This is a genomic window from Clostridium sp. N3C (genome assembly GCF_900095445.1).
In the GTDB taxonomy this organism is placed as follows: domain Bacteria; phylum Bacillota; class Clostridia; order Clostridiales; family Clostridiaceae; genus Clostridium_AU.
The window spans coordinates 33,703-50,812 of record NZ_FMJL01000016.1 but is presented as its reverse complement, the minus strand read 5'-3'; the positions used below and the strand labels follow the sequence as shown (position 1 = coordinate 50,812).

The following is a 17,110-nucleotide window of genomic DNA, read 5'->3' as shown; positions in this document are numbered from 1 at the left end:
ATTATATAAGAATTATAACTTTAAGAAAAACTTTCAATATCTTTTCCATCCACGTATTTTAATATACCACAACTTTCTAATATCAAAAAGCCATTATATTCTCCCACTACTTCTCCTTTTAGCCTTTCTCCATTTTTCAGTGTTAAATTTACATCAGTACCATGAAAAGCTTCCTTTATCTCTTCTGCAATATTCCTTTTTCTATCCTTCTTCCATATATCTTCTGTATTATATACTATTTCTGGCTCTTTAAATTGCTCTTCTTCCTCTTCAATTATATTAATATTTCCTATATGATTATCATTCAAGCTACTAACTTCCTTAGTAGCATAAGCTTCCTTATACTCTTTATTTTTTCTTTCATCCCTGGCATCTTTCTCTTCACTTTTGGAGATAGTATTATTTACAATCTTTCTAGTGTTTTTACCATAACTTTGTGCATTAGTTTTATTGCTTGAATTTGCATATAGCTTTTCTAATGCTTTTATAATAATAGGTAATAAAATCTGAACCTTATCAAGAAGCTCTTCTTTTCTTTCCTTTTTAGCAAGAGCTCTTTCTGCTAATATTCTTCTTGCCCTTTTATTTCTTGGCCTTCTAACTTTTTTTGGAGAATCACTTTTAAGCATTGCTAGGGCTGTAGCAATAGCAAGTAAGGTTTTTAAATTTTTATTATCACCAGAGTACAGTAATGCTATTAACAATGCATAACTCAGCATAAGTATTCCACCTCCGTATAGAGGATTCTAAAATCTCTAAGGGTTTTCTAATTTCCATCTTAGTAGTAAGATGATACAATAAAGTTCCCTTTAATATATACTATTTTAGTTTGGCATTACTGTGCTTACTTGATAATAATTTTTATACTATTGCCATTCCTTCCATATATCTGGCTCATAGCCTACGGTAGCCTGCTTGCCATTTCTAACTATAGGAGTTCTATAGAGCTTTGGATTTTTTAACAGTATTTCTTCCTTAACACTGATGTTTCTTATATTTTCAATATTTAAAGTCTTATACTCCTTTGACTTAGTATTAATTAAATTATTTAAGCCTACTGCCGCTGACACGCTTTGAAGTTCTCCCTTGCTAAGGCCTTTCATGGATAAATCTATAAATTGATATTTTATATTTCTTTCTTTAAAGTATCTTTCAGCTTTTTTCGTATCAAAACACTTTTTTGTACCAAATATTTGAATATTCACCTTTACACTCCCTCAAGTACATAAACACTTCAATATATAATAGAGCTATCTATATGTAAATCTTCATTAATTATACCTAATATATTATACAGCAAAATAGAACATTCAAAAATTAATTATTTGTAATATTTTTGTTACCTGAATAAAAAAGTGGCTATAAGCCACTTTAAACCTAAGATTTATCAGGATTCACCAGATTTTTAGGATAATCTTTTGAGTAATGGGGTACTATGATTTCTTCTTCTACAATAACCTTTGTTGTAATTAGTAAGTTTACATAAAACTTAAAGCCTTTACTGATTAATACTGGATTTATAGCTTCTATTAAGGATATATCAAGCTCAAATCTATAGCCCTGCTTCTCTGCTTCTATTGGAATATATACCGTTGCCTCATGTCTGTCCTCAATCTCTCCCATAAATCTATACAGATTGCCTTTTTTACTTTCTAATTCAAATATATAAGGTAATTTATACCTAAAGCTAACCTTATAATATTCTTTCTTATCTGGTACTTCCATAATTTTTATAGTACTTCTTCTAATTCGTGGTCTTTTTAGAAGAACTTTTTCTACCTTTGCCCCTATTCGTATATGTCTTGGCACATCGATGCGAACTTCAGGAATATATCCCTCTCCTTGATGGCTGGAGATTACTCTTTTAGTTATTAAGGGCACATTTTTATATTTAGGTACTACTAATTCTTTTGTGTCATCTATACTTTCCTGTTCAATAAGCTCTTTATCCCCTTCATTTATATGCTTTTTTGATTCTTCTTTTAATTGCTGTAGCTGAAACTCCGTTAATTCCATCTTCTTTTCTAACTTCTCAATGGATTCCTTTGACTTCTCCAGTTGGGAAAGTAGTTCTACTAAATTGTCTTCTGTAGAAAATTGCTGATCTTCTGTAACTTGAATCATAGGCGGATAAAAAAGCTTAAAACTTTCAGATCCTTCTAAAACTAAAATTTTGTTTCCCTCTAAATAATTAGGATTTTCACTACTAATAGCAAAATTGTAGGTATGGATTTCACTCTTCTCTTTAATTTTATACTCTGTTGGATTGTACCAAAAGATTTCATCCCTTTCTGACACATATATACCTTTCTTTCCTTTCCAACAGGCATATAGTTTATTTTCAGCCTTCATAAATACAGTACTATCTTTAAAACTCTTGCTTTCAAAAAGCTTAGTGCTGCTTAATAGTTCTGCTCTATTACTAACTTCCACCACATCAACAGAATATTTTCCATCTTCCTTAGTTACATTTAATATATTAATTACACCATAAAGACTCTTTGCATCAAAGAAAAGAACATCTCCCGTAATTGTATAAAGTCTAACGAACCGTCCCCATCGATAACCATTATATCTACCAGTAATGACCTTTACCAACTCATTCTCAACAGTAAGAAAGTATAAATAGAGCTCCTTTCCCTTTAATCGCTCTACGGCATAGTGATCCTCTATATTGCTTACAAGATTAATGGGCTTTAGCTCCTGTATGTCAACCTTGTCACCGTCCCATATGCAATGACTCAGTACCCCCCTATCATTGCAATCCTCAGAGCTTTTAATATATAAAATATGCAGTAGATCTTCACATACTAAAGCCTTAAGTTCTTGTATTAACAGCTGCTTACCTTCAAACTGATATATGGTTGTACCATAGAAAGCCCCCTCTTTATACTTGCAATACTTAAGTTCCCTATCTTTATTAAAATAGATTATATGCAGCTGGTTACCATTTACATGTATTGTAAAACTAAGCACATCTTTATCTATTATTTTATTATCCGAGGAGATGCCATCTTTATCATCAATTGAATAGGCCAAGTCACTACTGTCTGTTATAAAAAATCGCCACTTTTTATCAAAAGAATCTACATATATCCAGGAATTTTTACTATTCATCACGTACCTCCTGTACATTTAGACTTTTAAAAGCTTGACCTAATTCCGGCTTCAATAAAGCTTTTACTAATATACATAAATATGAATTTTTTCTGTATTATGTTACCACAACTTTGAAATACCAGCATATTATATTGATATCTAACAAAAATTATCATTTCATTATCTCCTTTTATAGGTGGATAATAACTTAAGCAATTAAAAGGAGGTTCACCATGGCCCTTAAATTAAATAAAAATGTACCTAGGACAAATCTTATAACTATGAAGAAAACTAATTCACAGACAGAAAAAATCTACTGTATTGATGTTCCTAGAATTTTTGATCAATATTTGATAAAAAGAACCTTAGTATACGCAGAAGGCTTTGATACTGATAGCACTGACTGGGAACTTCGCAGCACTCCCCTTATTCGCCCTAAACGCTATTTATATTGCAGGGACTTTGATGTAAAGCTCACTTCCCTTGAAAAAACACCTCTAAAGCTAAAAGCAGGATATTACAGGGTGATTATTAATTTCGTCATATCCTTTTATGCTGATTATCTAGATGTTAAGGGAAATAAACGTAGTGAGTTCTATGAAATTAATCGAACTGAAACTATTCCTAAGTTCTATATACCGGATAGCCCTGCCCAAAGAAGATTTGGTTATGTTGAAAATAAAAATTCTATAAAACTTGAACTCTTAGCTCAAGCCTTAGATGGTAAACTCTCTATAGATAATAGAGGAGATGAAATTTTAGATATAACCTTAGACTTTCATCTAATAGTTAAATCGGAAATCAATGTACCACTCCTGGTTCCAAATTACGGTTATTATCCTCTTCCTTATAGCGCTTTTAATTCCAGTAGAAGGAATTATGTCTTGGAAGACTTTGAGGAAAAACCTACAGCTAAATTTTATCCAGATGAAAAACTTAAACTTATTACTCTATAAGTAACAATTATGTCCAAGCGTCATATTCTATATTAGGATTACTTAAAGATAATAACCAAGAGCACTAAAGATGATAAAGAAATACAATAAATTTTAAAAAAGGAGGAACACGTATGAATTCTGAAAACATTGAAAGATATTGCTATCATCCAGTACCAGGAGAAGCTATATTAAAGTGCGCTACTGGTGGAGCAGGTCCTTTCCCTGTAATTAATACAACTTTCTCTGATCCAATCCCTGTAGTTAGTGTTAACATTGACACTACAAGAATGTATAAGCCTACAGTATTATTAACCTTCACTGGTATAGTTTCTCTTCCTGTAGGTGTATCTGTTACTTTAAACTTCATTATAAAGAGATCTCGTGATGGCGAAGAAGCTCAACAGGTTGGAGGAACTTACACTTTCTCAACTCTAGCAGCTGTTTTAGAATCTGAAGCCTTCAGCTTCCAATTCTGCGACTGCAACCCATGCGCAGGCTGCTACACCTACACTGTTGAGATTTCAACAAATTCTGTAATAGATGTGGTTCCAGGGCTTACTATTCCTAACGCAACTCTTACTGCCTTAGCAGTAGACGGAAGATAAGCCTTATAATAGCTCGAGATTTATATCCCGAGTTTTTTGCGTTATTTTACAAAAGCCATTGACAAATAATGAAAAGAGCGTTATTTTATATTTGGATTAGCACTCATCAATTAAGAGTGCTAATAAAATTCTATGTAGGTATAAGGGAAAGTTCTAATATATTTTACATAAATATTTTCCGCTTTTTCTTTCATTACACTTTACATTTTAATTTCAAAATGAAAGGAGAATTATATATGCCAAAAAAACAATTTAAAGCAGAATCCAAAAGATTGCTAGATCTTATGATTAACTCAATCTATACCCATAAGGAAATTTTCTTAAGAGAACTTATTTCTAATGCCAGTGATGCTATCGATAAGCTTTACTACAAGGCATTAACAGATGACTCCATAACCTTTAATAAAGAGAATTACTACATAAAGGTAAGCGCTGACAAGGAAAAGAGAATTCTTAAAATTTCCGATACCGGTATTGGTATGACAAAGGAAGAATTAGATGAAAACCTTGGAGTTATAGCTAAAAGTGGTTCTTTTGCCTTTAAGAAAGAAAATGAAATAAAGGACGGTCATGACATAATCGGACAGTTTGGTGTAGGTTTCTATTCAGCCTTTATGGTTGCTAAGAAGGTTACTGTTATAAGTAAAGCCTTTGGCAGCGACGAAGCTTACAAATGGGAATCTGATGGAGTAGACGGTTATACCATAAAACCTTGCGAGAAAGACACAGTAGGTACAGATATTATACTTGAAATCAAGGATAATACAGAAGAAGAAAACTATGATGAATACCTTCAGGAATATAGATTAAGATCAATAATAAAGAAGTACTCCGACTTTATTAGATATCCAATTAAAATGGATGTAACAGAAAGCAGACTTAAGGAAGGTAGCGATAAAGAATATGAAGAGTATACCGTAGAAAAAACCATTAATAGCATGGTGCCAATATGGAAAAAGAATAAAAATGAGCTTACTAAGGAAGATTACGAAAACTTCTATGCAGAAAAGCACTACGGCTTTGATAAACCTTTAAGCTACGTCCATATTAGCGTTGACGGTATGGTAAGCTATAATGCAATATTGTTTATCCCAGAAAAAACTCCTTATGATTTCTATACAAAGGATTATGAAAAGGGTTTAGAACTTTACTCCAGTGGCGTACTTATTATGAACAAGTGCCCAGAACTATTACCGGATTACTTTAGCTTTGTAAAAGGAATAGTAGATTCAGACGACTTATCCCTTAACATATCTAGAGAAATCTTGCAACATGACAGACAACTTAAGCTTATAGCTAAGAACATAAAATCTAAAATTAAAAGCGAACTAGAAAGTATGCTAAAAAATAATAGGGACAACTATGTGAAATTCTATGAATCCTTTGGCAGACAGTTAAAGTTTGGAGTATACAATAACTTTGGTGCAGATAAAGATGTGCTTCAGGATTTATTAATGTTCTACTCTTCAAAGGAAAAGAAATTAGTCACTTTAGAGGAATATGTTTCTAGAATGCCTGAAGATCAAAAATACATTTATTATGCTTCTGGCGATTCCATAGAAAGAATTGAAAAAATGCCTCAAACTGAATTAGTGGCAGATAAGGGTTATGAAATCTTATACTTTACAGAAGACATAGATGAATTTGCTATAAGAATGTTGATGAGCTACAAGGACAAGGAATTTAAGTCCGTATCCAGTGGTGACCTTGGCATAGAAAACGAGGAAACTAAAGAAGATGATAAGAAGCAGGAGGAAAACAAGGATCTCTTTGATTACATGAAAAATGCCCTAGGTGACAAGGTAAAAGCTGTTAGAGCTTCAAAGAGATTAAAGACTCATCCTGTATGTCTATCTAATGAAGGTGAATTCACTATAGAAATGGAGAAGGTCTTAAGCTCCATGCCTGGCAATCCAGACATAAAGGCAGAAAAAGTGCTTGAAATAAACGTTAATCATGAGGTATTCAATGCCCTAAAAAATGCTTATGAAAATGACAAAGATAAGCTTAACCTTTACACAGAACTGCTATACAATCAGGCATTATTAATTGAAGGTTTGCCTATTAACGACCCAGTAGACTTTACAAATAAGATTTGTCAGATAATGAAGTAGCTTGCTTAATAAAGGCTTTTTCGCAATGTATTTGCGAAAAAGCCTTTAATTTCACCTTTACATCTAATTGAAGCTTTGAAGTATAAAGGCTATATTGGTTTAGCTTTACTTGAAGGATATTAAAAAGAGGACTATAATAAAATCAAAGAATTATAATAGTATTAGTGCCGTTAATCATAAAGGGGGAGTATATTTTATGTATAATGTCAAATCGAAAATCGCAACAGAATTCATAGATGATGAGGAGATACTAGACACTCTTGCTTATGCAGAGCAAAACAAAAGAAATCGTAAACTAATAGACAGTATTATAGAAAAAGCCAAAGAATGTAAGGGGTTAAACCATAGAGAAGCAGCAGTACTATTGGAATGTGACCTAGAAGATGAAAATGAAAAAATGTTTAAACTCGCAAAAGAGATTAAAGAAAAATTCTATGGTAATCGTATTGTTATGTTTGCTCCTCTATATTTATCAAATTACTGTGTTAACGGCTGTGTTTATTGCCCATACCATTATAAGAACAAACATATAGCAAGAAAAAAACTAACTCAAGAAGAGATTAGAAAGGAAGTTATTGCCCTACAGGATATGGGACATAAGCGTTTAGCTATAGAAGCTGGAGAAGATCCTGTCAATAACCCTATAGAATATATTCTTGAAAGCATTGATACAATATATAGCGTAAAACATAAAAATGGAGCAATCCGTCGTGTAAATGTAAATATAGCCGCTACTACAGTAGAAAACTATAAGAAACTAAAGGATGCTGGTATTGGAACCTACATACTGTTCCAGGAAACCTATAACAAAAAAGCTTATGAAGAACTACATCCTACAGGGCCAAAGCATGACTATGCCTACCATACTGAAGCTATGGACAGAGCCATGGAAGCTGGTATCGATGATGTAGGTCTTGGAGTTTTATTTGGACTTAATTTGTACAAGTATGATCTTGTAGGTCTATTAATGCACGCAGAGCATTTAGAAGCTACCATGGGAGTTGGACCTCATACTATAAGCGTTCCCCGTATCCGACCTGCAGATGATATAAACCCTGATGAATTTTCAAATGCTATATCCGATGATATTTTTGCTAAGATTGTAGCAATTATTAGAATAGCCGTACCCTATACAGGCATGATAGTATCAACTCGTGAATCCAAGAAAACTAGAGAACGTGTTCTTCAATTAGGGGTGTCTCAGATTAGCGGAGGTTCTAGAACCAGCGTAGGTGGATATGTAGAACCTGAAGAGGAAGATGAAAATTCCGCTCAATTTGAAATTAGTGATAACCGTACCCTAGACGAAGTAGTAAGATGGTTAATTGAGATGAATCATATCCCAAGTTTCTGCACCGCTTGTTACCGCGAAGGCAGAACAGGAGACCGTTTTATGAAACTTGTTAAATCAGGACAAATTGCAAACTGCTGTCAACCTAACGCCTTGATGACTCTTAAGGAATACTTAGAGGATTATGCCTCACCAGAAACTAAGATAAAGGGTGAAGCTCTAATAGCTGAAGAAATGAAAAAAATCCCTAACGAGAAGGTTAGGGAAAGAGCTCAAAAATATCTTTCAGAAATAATGGAAGGTAGAAGAGACTTTAGATTTTAATTAAAGGCACCTTTTGGTGCCTTTTTTGTTTATTTTTTGCTCTGTTGCTTAGCATAAAAAGCTTTCTTTCAACATATTTTTTAATTTCTTTTAATATTTGCCAACTGAGGTCATTTTTTGATATAATTACTGTGTGCATATAACATTTTCCAAGGAGGCTTTTAATGTGAAAAAATTCTTACTTATCTTTCTAATGCTAATTATTTTATTAGATGGCTTCAATGTATATGCCAATAAAGCTTCAAATTCCGTTTATTCAATGAATGATTTCAACTGGGAAATGAGTATTGGTGACTCACCAACAGATAACCTTGGAAATCCGATTATGGTAAAAGGAGAAAACACTCAAAATGAATGGTTACCTTGCAGCCTAATGAAAAATCAACTAGGAAAGATAAAGGAAGATTATCTTTGGCTAAGAACTACACTACCTAATACAACTTCAAAGGATGACGCTATCTTTATTATGACATATAACGTAGCTTTTCAAATTTATTTAGATGGAAAACTACTATATGAATCCGAAGAATTTAGCTCACTAGAGCATAACTATGCTAATGGCGCCCTTTGGAAAATTATTGACCTTCCTGAAGATTATTCAGGAAAAACTATTTACTTAAGAATGTATGGCTATAATAACTTTAATAATGGAGTTATTGCAAACTTTGAAATTGGACCTAAAGATAGTTTCCCGGAAAAACTTTTCAAGAGAGATATTATCACTGCAATAATATGTGGAATTTTTGTGTTTTTAGGAACCTGTTCTATATTAATTTATATATTCGCATGCATCTTAAAGAAAGTAAAAGTAAAAGAAAAAACAAAATCCTTTTTATATCTAGGGCTATGCTCTATAGATATGGGTTTTTGGTTAATTTCCCAAACTTTAATAATGCAGTATTTTTTAAACGCACCGGTATTTTGGAGCTTTGAATCTCATATTACCTTGTACACTATACCTATTTTCTTATGCTTCTTTTTAAAAAACATACTTAATAAAAAATTTAAATATCTTTTAAATATAATATCCTTTACTTTATTTTTATTTGCTGCAGTAAGTATTTTGGGAAGTTTCCTACACTTATTTCAAATATGTAGCACTTTAAGGTACTTTCATTTCATTTTATTTATTAATATTATTATAGTTATATACTTAACTTTATATTCCATACTTAAAGGCAATAAATTAGAAAAAATCTTTGATATTGGTCTTATTATCCTTCTTGTAGCTGCTATTATAGAACTAGGTAGATGGTACATAACTAATACTAATATTTTTAAATTTACTATACAGTGGGCAGCATTATTAGTTATGTCTATCCTATCATTTGCTCTAATTTTCTATTTTATAGAAACCGAAAATCAATTAAAAATATACAAAGAAAAAGTGCAATTAAAGGAAGAAATATTAGAAGAGAAGAAAAAACTATTACAGCAAATGTCAAATTATGATAAGATGAAAAACGACTTATTTGTTAATATTTCTCATGAGCTTAGAACCCCTCTTAATATAATTCTAAGTTCTTTACAATTATTAAAACTTTATACCGATAATAATCAAATATACTCTAAGGATATAGAGTTTCCAAAATATTTACAAGCAATGAAGCAAAATTGCTATAGATTACTTCGATTAATAAACAATGTCATAGATATATCAAAATTTGACTCCGGACATATGAATCCAATTTTTAAAAGACAAGACATAGTATCAGTGATAGAAGATACCGCACTATCTACGGTAGATTATATGAAAAATAACGACATTGATTTTTATTTTGACACCAATACTGAGGAAAAATATATGTGCTTTGATAAGGACAAGGTTGAAAGAATATTATTAAATTTACTTTCCAATGCTGTTAAATTTTCAAATCCATTATCAACCATTTCCGTACAACTAATAGATAATGGAGATTCTGTGTCTATTATTGTAAAAGACACCGGAATTGGAATGAATAAAGAAACTCTTAAAACTATCTTTGATAAATTTACACAGGCGGATAAATCTCTTAGCCGTTGTCATGAAGGTAGCGGAATGGGGCTTTATCTTGTAAAATCACTTGTAGAAATACATAAAGGTACAATTACCGCGGAAAGCGAATATGGTAAAGGTAGCACCTTTACTGTTACTTTGCCAGCTAATTTAGAAGAATCACCGGCTAAGGATACAATAAATATTCCCTTTACTATTCCTGAAGTTGATAAGGTTCATGTAGAGTTTTCAGATTTAATCAAAATTCAAATTCCAGAGAGTGTTTAAGTATATAGCAATATAAAGAAAGAGTAAAGCCACTGATCCAGTAGTTTTACTCTTTCTTTTTACATGAATTTTATTAACTCTATATTTCATTCACATATTTAAATATTATCATTGTGCTATAATTTATATAAGTAAGACTTTATAAGTAAGTGGAGGGTTATTATGAGAATCGGCACTTCAAAAAACTCTAGTGATGTTGATAGAGCCTGTGTGGAAAGGCTAGGTATACCTTTAATGGTGCTTATGGAAAATGCCGCCCTGAAGGTGGTTAAACATCTTAATATTGATGAATATTCAAGCTATGTAATTATATGCGGTGCTGGTAATAATGGAGGAGATGGCCTAGCTGCAGCTAGACATCTTTATGTTTTAGGAAAAAAGGTAGAAGTTTTTATAGTGCTAAATGGTAGCGGCAATATGAGTGAATGTTGCAAAGCTAATTACAATATATTAAAGAATATGGGTGTAGAAATTAATGAGGTAAGCAAAGATGAGAATCTAGATAAATTAAAGACTTCTTTGTTAGAAGCAGAGGTAACTGTAGACGGAATTTTTGGAACAGGTCTAAATAGAGATGTTGAAGGAATATTTAAAAAGGCCATTGAAGCCATAAATGAATATAGCAACTATACTGTTTCTATTGATATCCCTTCCGGAATGAACGGAGATAGCGGAAAAATCTTAGGATGCTGTGTTAAAGCTGATAAAACCATTTGTTTTGAATTCTATAAGAGAGGATTTTTAAATTACAAAAGCAGTGAATTCACTGGAGATATAATGGTAGAGTCTATAGGTATTCCTCAAAGTACCCTCAATGAGTTTCACAATAATGAATTTATTCTAGAAAAGTCACATATTAATAAAAACCTTAAACCAAGATCTAAGTATGGGCATAAAGGCGATTATGGAAGAGTTGTCATTATAGCTGGCTCGGAAGGTTTTTCAGGAGCTGCATATATAGCAACGGAAGCAACAGTAAAAAGCGGAAGCGGACTTGTTACCTTATGCTGCAGCAGAGATATTCAAGAAATTCTAAGCTCCAAACTTTCAGAGGCTATGACCTGTAACTATGAAAATACAGAAAGGCTTTTAGAGCTTATAAATAACAGCGACGCCATAGCTATAGGTCCAGGCCTTGGAAACAATGAAGGAACCCTAGAACTGTTAAAGCTTGTTATTGAAGAATCGAAGTGTCCAATAATTATTGATGCCGATGGACTTAATGTCCTTTCCAAAAATCTAAATCTTTTAAAGAAGTCTAAAAACCCTATTATAATAACTCCCCATCCCGGTGAAATGTCAAGGCTTACTGGGCTAACTGTAGCAGAAATTAATTCTTCTAGACTGGATATAGCGAAGAAATTTGCCCAAGAACATAATATAATTGTGCTTTTAAAAGGCTATGAAACAGTTATTACTGATGGCCATAAGCTTTATATAAATCCAACTGGCAATAGCGCCATGGCATCAGGAGGCATGGGAGATTGTCTCACAGGTATTATCGCTTCTTTTGTAGCCCAAGGACTTTCACCTTTAGAGGCAGCAGCCTGCGGAGCCTATATTCATGGATATGCTGGTGATAGACTTTCCAAGGATAGATATTGTGTTAATGCAAGGGATATAATTGAAGAGATACCTTATGTTATGAAAGAAATAATTTGCGAAAAATAGATTTATGTAAAGAAATAGCTGTTACTAAACTAAATTGTCTAGTTTTGTAACAGCTCCTTTTATGCAAACTTCATTTATTACATTATGTCAAACAACCTAATCTGCTGATCCTCAATTTTGAATCTAGAAGCTACTAGAATATTAACCTTGTTAGATGTCTAGAATAAATATATTGATATATTTTCTTATGGAAGGTGGCTACATATATATGTTTAAACCTGCTCAATTTTATATAGTGGTAGGCAATTCTAGTTTTATTGTAAGAAAGGAAGGTTCTAATATAAATACAGAAATCTATCTTGAAACCTTCGCCCCATATGTTCCACCCTATCACCATTTATTTGATGAAGATAAATGCTCCTATCTTATGGACATAACAAGTCAAATAAAAAAATTAAAGATGAAAAATATAACTATTATCTTACCAGATGACTGCATAGATCTTGCGGTAGAGAAAAAAATATTAACGGGCTTTTTTACAGATAACGGCATCAGTAAAATACAATTTACTTTTCAATGCTTTCTCTTAAGCCTAGAGAATAAAAAATATATATCTATTTCTAAAACTACAAGGACTTTAGTCATGCATTACATTGCTTACAAAGCTGCTCTTGCCACTCGCTATTATGACTTAAATAATACCACAATCGAGGAAGTAAGTCAGGATTTAAAAAATATCCATAGCCAGTGTAAATACAATGATATACCGGTTTTTATAAACAATGTTAATGATAATATGGAAGCCTTTAGCTCCCTAGGCACCTTAGTTTCCTTAGATGATATTTTTACTAATGCCATGAAGTTATAAGTAATTATTATCTATGTTATAATGAGAGAAAAACCTTATAATACTTAATTGGTTTTTCTCTCGTTTTTGCTTTTCTTAGCTTGTTAACGATGAGCTCCTCATGGTTATATAATTTTATTAATTATTTTATGTAGAAAGTTTGGTGATTTGAGTGTTTAGATTAGGATTGGATATCGATGGATGTATTAACGACTTTAGTAGTTTAATATACAAATATGCCAGTGTTTTTAGTGAAGATAAGGGCATTTATAAAGAATTTGATATGAGTGACTACTACCTTGAACGATTCTACGGATGGTCCCAATATATGTCTCATGAATTTTGGACAAGGTATTATAAGCTGGCCTTAGAAGAGACAGTGCCTCTACCCGGTGCTAGAGAAACTATTTCTGAGCTTAAAAGTAAAGGCGTGAAAATCTATTTAATTACCGCAAGGAAAGAAAAGTATAGAGAAATCACCGTAAACTGGTTAAAAAGCCACCAAATCCCCTTTGATAAGCTCATTATGTCTAGTGAAAAAGCTACTGTCTGCTTAGAAAATCATATAGATATTATGGTAGAAGATGAGCCTGATAACTGCAAATCAATATCAAGTAGTACTAGAGTTTTGTGTATGGCTTATAAATATAACGAAGGACTTGAAGCATTAGAAAATATAGAACGTGTCTCTGATTGGACTGAAATTTATAATATAATTATGCAGCACATTAAGGCTGAAGAAGTTATCTAGAGAGCTTATCTTGCAACACTCCAACAGAATTTTAATAAATTATATTAGAGTTAGCCTTAGTTAAAAAATATTATTTCAATGGAACCATTTATGGCCTTCCCCATAGGATATTATTAGCTAAGGCTAACATTCTTTTTTAGTTAACCTTTTAGAATAAAAATTATTAAACAATTTTGTTAGGAGTGTAATTGATGGATTCAAATACTTCCCCTCATATTTATTTAAAGGAAAGCAAGAAAAAGATACTGTATTCAATTGGTTTAGTAGCTATTCTATTCATTTTTAAGCTATTTGGAGGTATCTTTGCCAATAGTCTTGCTTTATTAAGTGATTCTTTACATCTAATCACCGACTTTTTTGCACTTATAATCAGTTGGATTGGACTAAAATTGTCCTCTAAACCAGCAAATGCTAAATACACCTATGGACATTACAGGCACAGTATATTAACAGCCTTAATTAACAATATTCTTCTAATATGTATATCTATTTTCATATTATATAAAGCCTATTTAAGATTCCTTAACCCTGTGGCTGTAGAATCCTCACTAATGATTATCTTTTCACTGCTAGGAATTATTGTTAACACATTAATTCTTCTTAACTTAAAAAGCAATGCAAATAATATAAATGTAAAAAGCGCCCTTCTTCATTTTGCTGGAGATGCTGTGGCAGATATATCTGTATTAGTAGGTGCAGTGGTGATTTATTTCTCCAAAATATCAATCATAGATACCATACTTAGCCTTATTTTATCACTAATAATACTAAGAAGTGCTGTAAAAATGACTATAGACTGCATCAAAATTTTCTTGGAAGCAAGCCCTAAAGATATATCCCTAGAAGATTTAAAATCTACCCTTAAAGGGCTTGAAAATGTTATTGATGTTAAGGATCTTCATCTTTGGAGCCTATCTCAAGAGGTAATTGTCATGACTGCTCATATATCCACAACATTAAAAGATCCATTCCAAAGAGAAGACCTTATACATCAAATACAGCATCTTTTAAAAGAAAAATTTAATATAAGCCATTCAACCATTCAATTAGAAAGCTCACCATGTAGCAGCTGCTTTCATAGCAAGGCAGACCATAAGGAAAAATGTTCTTTGTGCATAGATGCCAATAAGCATCACTGTTAAAACTTTATCTTATAAAAAGCGAATTCTTCGGAACTCGCTTTTTCCTTTAAAAATATTGACAGCTTAATTTATTGGTATAAAATGGAATATATAACTTTTTAAACTTTTAGGGTGTGATTAAATGAATAAACTTTCTATCTTACGAATAATATTCTCAATACTGTCTCTATTTCTAATCCTTACTTTATCACCATTTGGTATCAAAAATGATGATTACAATAATAAAGATCTATATAGAGCTGTAGTATTAGAAACACTAGAATCAGATTCCACTGATACTCAAAAAATCAAGGTTCTTGTGGAAGAGGGCAAATTTAACGGAAAAGAATTTAATATTAATAATACTTTAATGCTATCGGACAATCTACTTACTTTAAAGAAAAATGATAAGATTGTATTACTAATTAATGAATATGAAGATGGAAGCTTAGATATTACAACTTATCAATATGTAAGAGAAAAAAAGATATTACACTTAGTCTTATTCTTTATATTATTAGTTTTAATTGTAGGTGGATTTAAAGGTGTACACGCTGTCCTTTCCGTAGCCTTTACTATAGCAGTAATATCCATCTTGCTTATTCCTAGATTAATAAGAGGAGATAATCCTATAACTGTAACAATCATTTGTAGTTTAATAATTGCCTTCTTTTCTCTTATTATTCAGCAAGGCTTTAGTAAAAAGACCTTTTCTTCTCTTATAGGAACCTTAGGTGGAGTATCCATAGCAGGAATAGTTACGCTAATAATGAGCAAATCCTTACAGGTATCTATAAACTCAGAAGATGCCATTGGATTAATGCAAGTTACTCAAGGTTATAATTTTAATTTTCAAGCTCTGTTGTTTTCAAGTATTGTTATTGGCGCCTTGGGGGCAAACATAGATATGAGCATGTCCATTGCTACAGCAATGAACGAGCTTAAAGAAAGCACTCCTTCAATATCAAGAAATGATTTAATTAGAGCTGGAATGAATATTGGCAGGGATGTAATTGGTACAATGTCTAACACTTTAGTTTTAGCCTATGTTGGAAGTGCCTTAGTTAGCTTAATGATTTTCGTTGGCTATAATGTAAATTTAAGCTATATCATTAATTTAGAAGATATATCTATGGAAATTTTACGTTCTCTTGCCGGAAGTATAGGCATTATATTATGTGTGCCTTTAACAGTTTTTGCAAGGGCCTTTATGGATTAAATATCTTAAGCTTATAACTCCTTCAAAATTATCTGTCCTTTACAACTGCTTTTACATAGCAATCACCAGCTATTTTCAATGCAACATATATAAATTATTTAGTAATATTTTTGGAGGAGTAAAATGAATAATATCTTATTTGCTTTTAGTGTAACACTTTTAGCCGGACTCTGTACCGGTATAGGAAGCGCCATTGCTTTCTTTGCAAAAAAGACCAATACTAAATTTCTTTCCATAAGCCTTGGATTCTCAGCAGGGGTAATGATCTATGTATCAATGGTTGAAATATTCTTTAAAGCAAAGGAGTGTCTTACCACTGAATTAGGTGAAAAAACTGGCTCTTGGGTTGCTGTAATAGCCTTTTTTGGCGGAATGCTACTTATAGCTCTTATCGATAAGTTTGTACCAACTGCTGAAAATCCTCATGAGTTATATAAGGTTGAAGATATAAATAGTAAAAATGCATCTTCAGATGTTAAACTTTTAAGAATGGGCCTCTTCACCGCCTTAGCCGTTGGTATTCATAACTTTCCTGAAGGCCTAGCAACCTTTATTTCCGCCTTGCATGAAACATCAATCGCTATACCAATAGCTGTAGCTATAGCTATCCATAACATACCGGAAGGAATCGCGGTGTCTGTGCCTGTTTACTATGCTACAGGGGATAGAAAGAAAGCCTTTCTTTACTCTTTTCTATCAGGCCTTTCTGAACCTGCAGGAGCACTAATAGGTTATTTAATATTAATGCCTTTTATCAATGATCTTATGTTTGGTATTATCTTTGCCGCTGTTGCAGGAATCATGGTGTTTATATCACTAGACGAACTTCTTCCTTCTGCCAGGGAATATGGAGAGCATCACTTATCAATATACGGCTTAGTGTCTGGTATGGTGGTTATGGCTATAAGCTTGTTGTTATTTATATAA

At 32.2% G+C, this 17,110-nt stretch carries 14 protein-coding genes; 11 read left to right on the top strand and 3 right to left on the bottom strand.

The window, feature by feature from the left end:
* Window positions 1–20: 20 nt before the first annotated feature.
* The 3 genes from N3C_RS06805 to N3C_RS06795 form a co-directional block, all read right to left on the bottom strand.
* A complete protein-coding gene (locus N3C_RS06805) occupies window positions 21–719 on the bottom strand; it encodes a hypothetical protein (RefSeq protein ID WP_074365307.1) in 699 nt (232 codons plus the stop codon).
* 147 nt (window positions 720–866) lie between these two features.
* A complete protein-coding gene (locus N3C_RS06800) occupies window positions 867–1,205 on the bottom strand; it encodes an arsenate reductase family protein (protein WP_074365306.1) in 339 nt (112 codons plus the stop codon).
* 172 nt (window positions 1,206–1,377) lie between these two features.
* Window positions 1,378–3,117, bottom strand: coding sequence for a hypothetical protein (locus N3C_RS06795; protein WP_074365305.1), 1,740 nt, complete (start codon window positions 3,115–3,117; stop codon window positions 1,378–1,380).
* 215 nt (window positions 3,118–3,332) lie between these two features.
* Here N3C_RS06795 and N3C_RS06790 point away from each other — a divergent pair, with 215 nt between their 5' ends.
* From N3C_RS06790 to zupT, 11 genes are all read left to right on the top strand, one after another.
* A complete protein-coding gene (locus tag N3C_RS06790; RefSeq protein WP_074365304.1) occupies window positions 3,333–4,055 on the top strand; it encodes a hypothetical protein in 723 nt (240 codons plus the stop codon).
* A 113-nt stretch (window positions 4,056–4,168) separates the two neighbouring features.
* Window positions 4,169–4,642: a DUF4489 domain-containing protein gene (locus tag N3C_RS06785; RefSeq protein WP_074365303.1), complete on the top strand. Its 474-nt coding sequence runs from the start codon at window positions 4,169–4,171 to the stop codon at window positions 4,640–4,642.
* Between the two features lie 236 nt (window positions 4,643–4,878).
* Window positions 4,879–6,756: a molecular chaperone HtpG gene (gene htpG, locus N3C_RS06780; protein ID WP_074365302.1), complete on the top strand. Its 1,878-nt coding sequence runs from the start codon at window positions 4,879–4,881 to the stop codon at window positions 6,754–6,756.
* Between the two features lie 196 nt (window positions 6,757–6,952).
* Window positions 6,953–8,371 (top strand): [FeFe] hydrogenase H-cluster radical SAM maturase HydG, encoded by a 1,419-nt coding sequence (hydG, locus tag N3C_RS06775; RefSeq protein WP_074365301.1) that lies wholly within the window; start codon window positions 6,953–6,955, stop codon window positions 8,369–8,371.
* A gap of 166 nt (window positions 8,372–8,537) precedes the next feature.
* The gene (locus tag N3C_RS14690; RefSeq protein ID WP_083604454.1) at window positions 8,538–10,634 is read left to right on the top strand and encodes a sensor histidine kinase; all 2,097 of its coding nucleotides are present in this window, start codon (window positions 8,538–8,540) and stop codon (window positions 10,632–10,634) included.
* Window positions 10,635–10,796: 162 nt separating this feature from the next.
* Window positions 10,797–12,305 carry a bifunctional ADP-dependent NAD(P)H-hydrate dehydratase/NAD(P)H-hydrate epimerase gene (locus N3C_RS06760; RefSeq protein WP_074365300.1) on the top strand — a complete coding sequence of 503 codons (1,509 nt, stop codon included), beginning with the start codon at window positions 10,797–10,799 and terminating at the stop codon, window positions 12,303–12,305.
* 154 nt (window positions 12,306–12,459) lie between these two features.
* Window positions 12,460–13,113 carry a hypothetical protein gene (locus tag N3C_RS06755; protein ID WP_178377785.1) on the top strand — a complete coding sequence of 218 codons (654 nt, stop codon included), beginning with the start codon at window positions 12,460–12,462 and terminating at the stop codon, window positions 13,111–13,113.
* Window positions 13,114–13,264: 151 nt separating this feature from the next.
* Window positions 13,265–13,843: a 5' nucleotidase, NT5C type gene (locus N3C_RS06750; RefSeq protein WP_074365298.1), complete on the top strand. Its 579-nt coding sequence runs from the start codon at window positions 13,265–13,267 to the stop codon at window positions 13,841–13,843.
* A 191-nt stretch (window positions 13,844–14,034) separates the two neighbouring features.
* Complete coding sequence (locus tag N3C_RS06745; RefSeq protein ID WP_074365297.1) at window positions 14,035–14,985, top strand: cation diffusion facilitator family transporter; 951 nt, start codon at window positions 14,035–14,037, stop codon at window positions 14,983–14,985.
* Between the two features lie 121 nt (window positions 14,986–15,106).
* Window positions 15,107–16,183: a YibE/F family protein gene (locus tag N3C_RS06740; protein WP_074365296.1), complete on the top strand. Its 1,077-nt coding sequence runs from the start codon at window positions 15,107–15,109 to the stop codon at window positions 16,181–16,183.
* 123 nt (window positions 16,184–16,306) lie between these two features.
* The gene (gene zupT, locus N3C_RS06735; RefSeq protein ID WP_074365295.1) at window positions 16,307–17,110 is read left to right on the top strand and encodes a zinc transporter ZupT; all 804 of its coding nucleotides are present in this window, start codon (window positions 16,307–16,309) and stop codon (window positions 17,108–17,110) included.

Excerpts from the sequence above, each read along its gene's own strand:
- N3C_RS06805 (WP_074365307.1), bottom strand. The coding sequence starts at position 719 with ATGCTGAGTTATGCATTGTTAATAGCATTACTGTACTCTGGTGATAAT.
- N3C_RS06795 (WP_074365305.1), bottom strand. The coding sequence starts at position 3,117 with ATGAATAGTAAAAATTCCTGGATATATGTAGATTCTTTTGATAAAAAG.
- N3C_RS06790 (WP_074365304.1), top strand. The coding sequence starts at position 3,333 with ATGGCCCTTAAATTAAATAAAAATGTACCTAGGACAAATCTTATAACT.
- N3C_RS06785 (WP_074365303.1), top strand. The coding sequence starts at position 4,169 with ATGAATTCTGAAAACATTGAAAGATATTGCTATCATCCAGTACCAGGA.
- htpG (WP_074365302.1), top strand. The coding sequence starts at position 4,879 with ATGCCAAAAAAACAATTTAAAGCAGAATCCAAAAGATTGCTAGATCTT.
- hydG (WP_074365301.1), top strand. The coding sequence starts at position 6,953 with ATGTATAATGTCAAATCGAAAATCGCAACAGAATTCATAGATGATGAG.
- N3C_RS06760 (WP_074365300.1), top strand. The coding sequence starts at position 10,797 with ATGAGAATCGGCACTTCAAAAAACTCTAGTGATGTTGATAGAGCCTGT.
- N3C_RS06755 (WP_178377785.1), top strand. The coding sequence starts at position 12,460 with ATGTCTAGAATAAATATATTGATATATTTTCTTATGGAAGGTGGCTAC.
- N3C_RS06745 (WP_074365297.1), top strand. The coding sequence starts at position 14,035 with ATGGATTCAAATACTTCCCCTCATATTTATTTAAAGGAAAGCAAGAAA.
- N3C_RS06740 (WP_074365296.1), top strand. The coding sequence starts at position 15,107 with ATGAATAAACTTTCTATCTTACGAATAATATTCTCAATACTGTCTCTA.
- zupT (WP_074365295.1), top strand. The coding sequence starts at position 16,307 with ATGAATAATATCTTATTTGCTTTTAGTGTAACACTTTTAGCCGGACTC.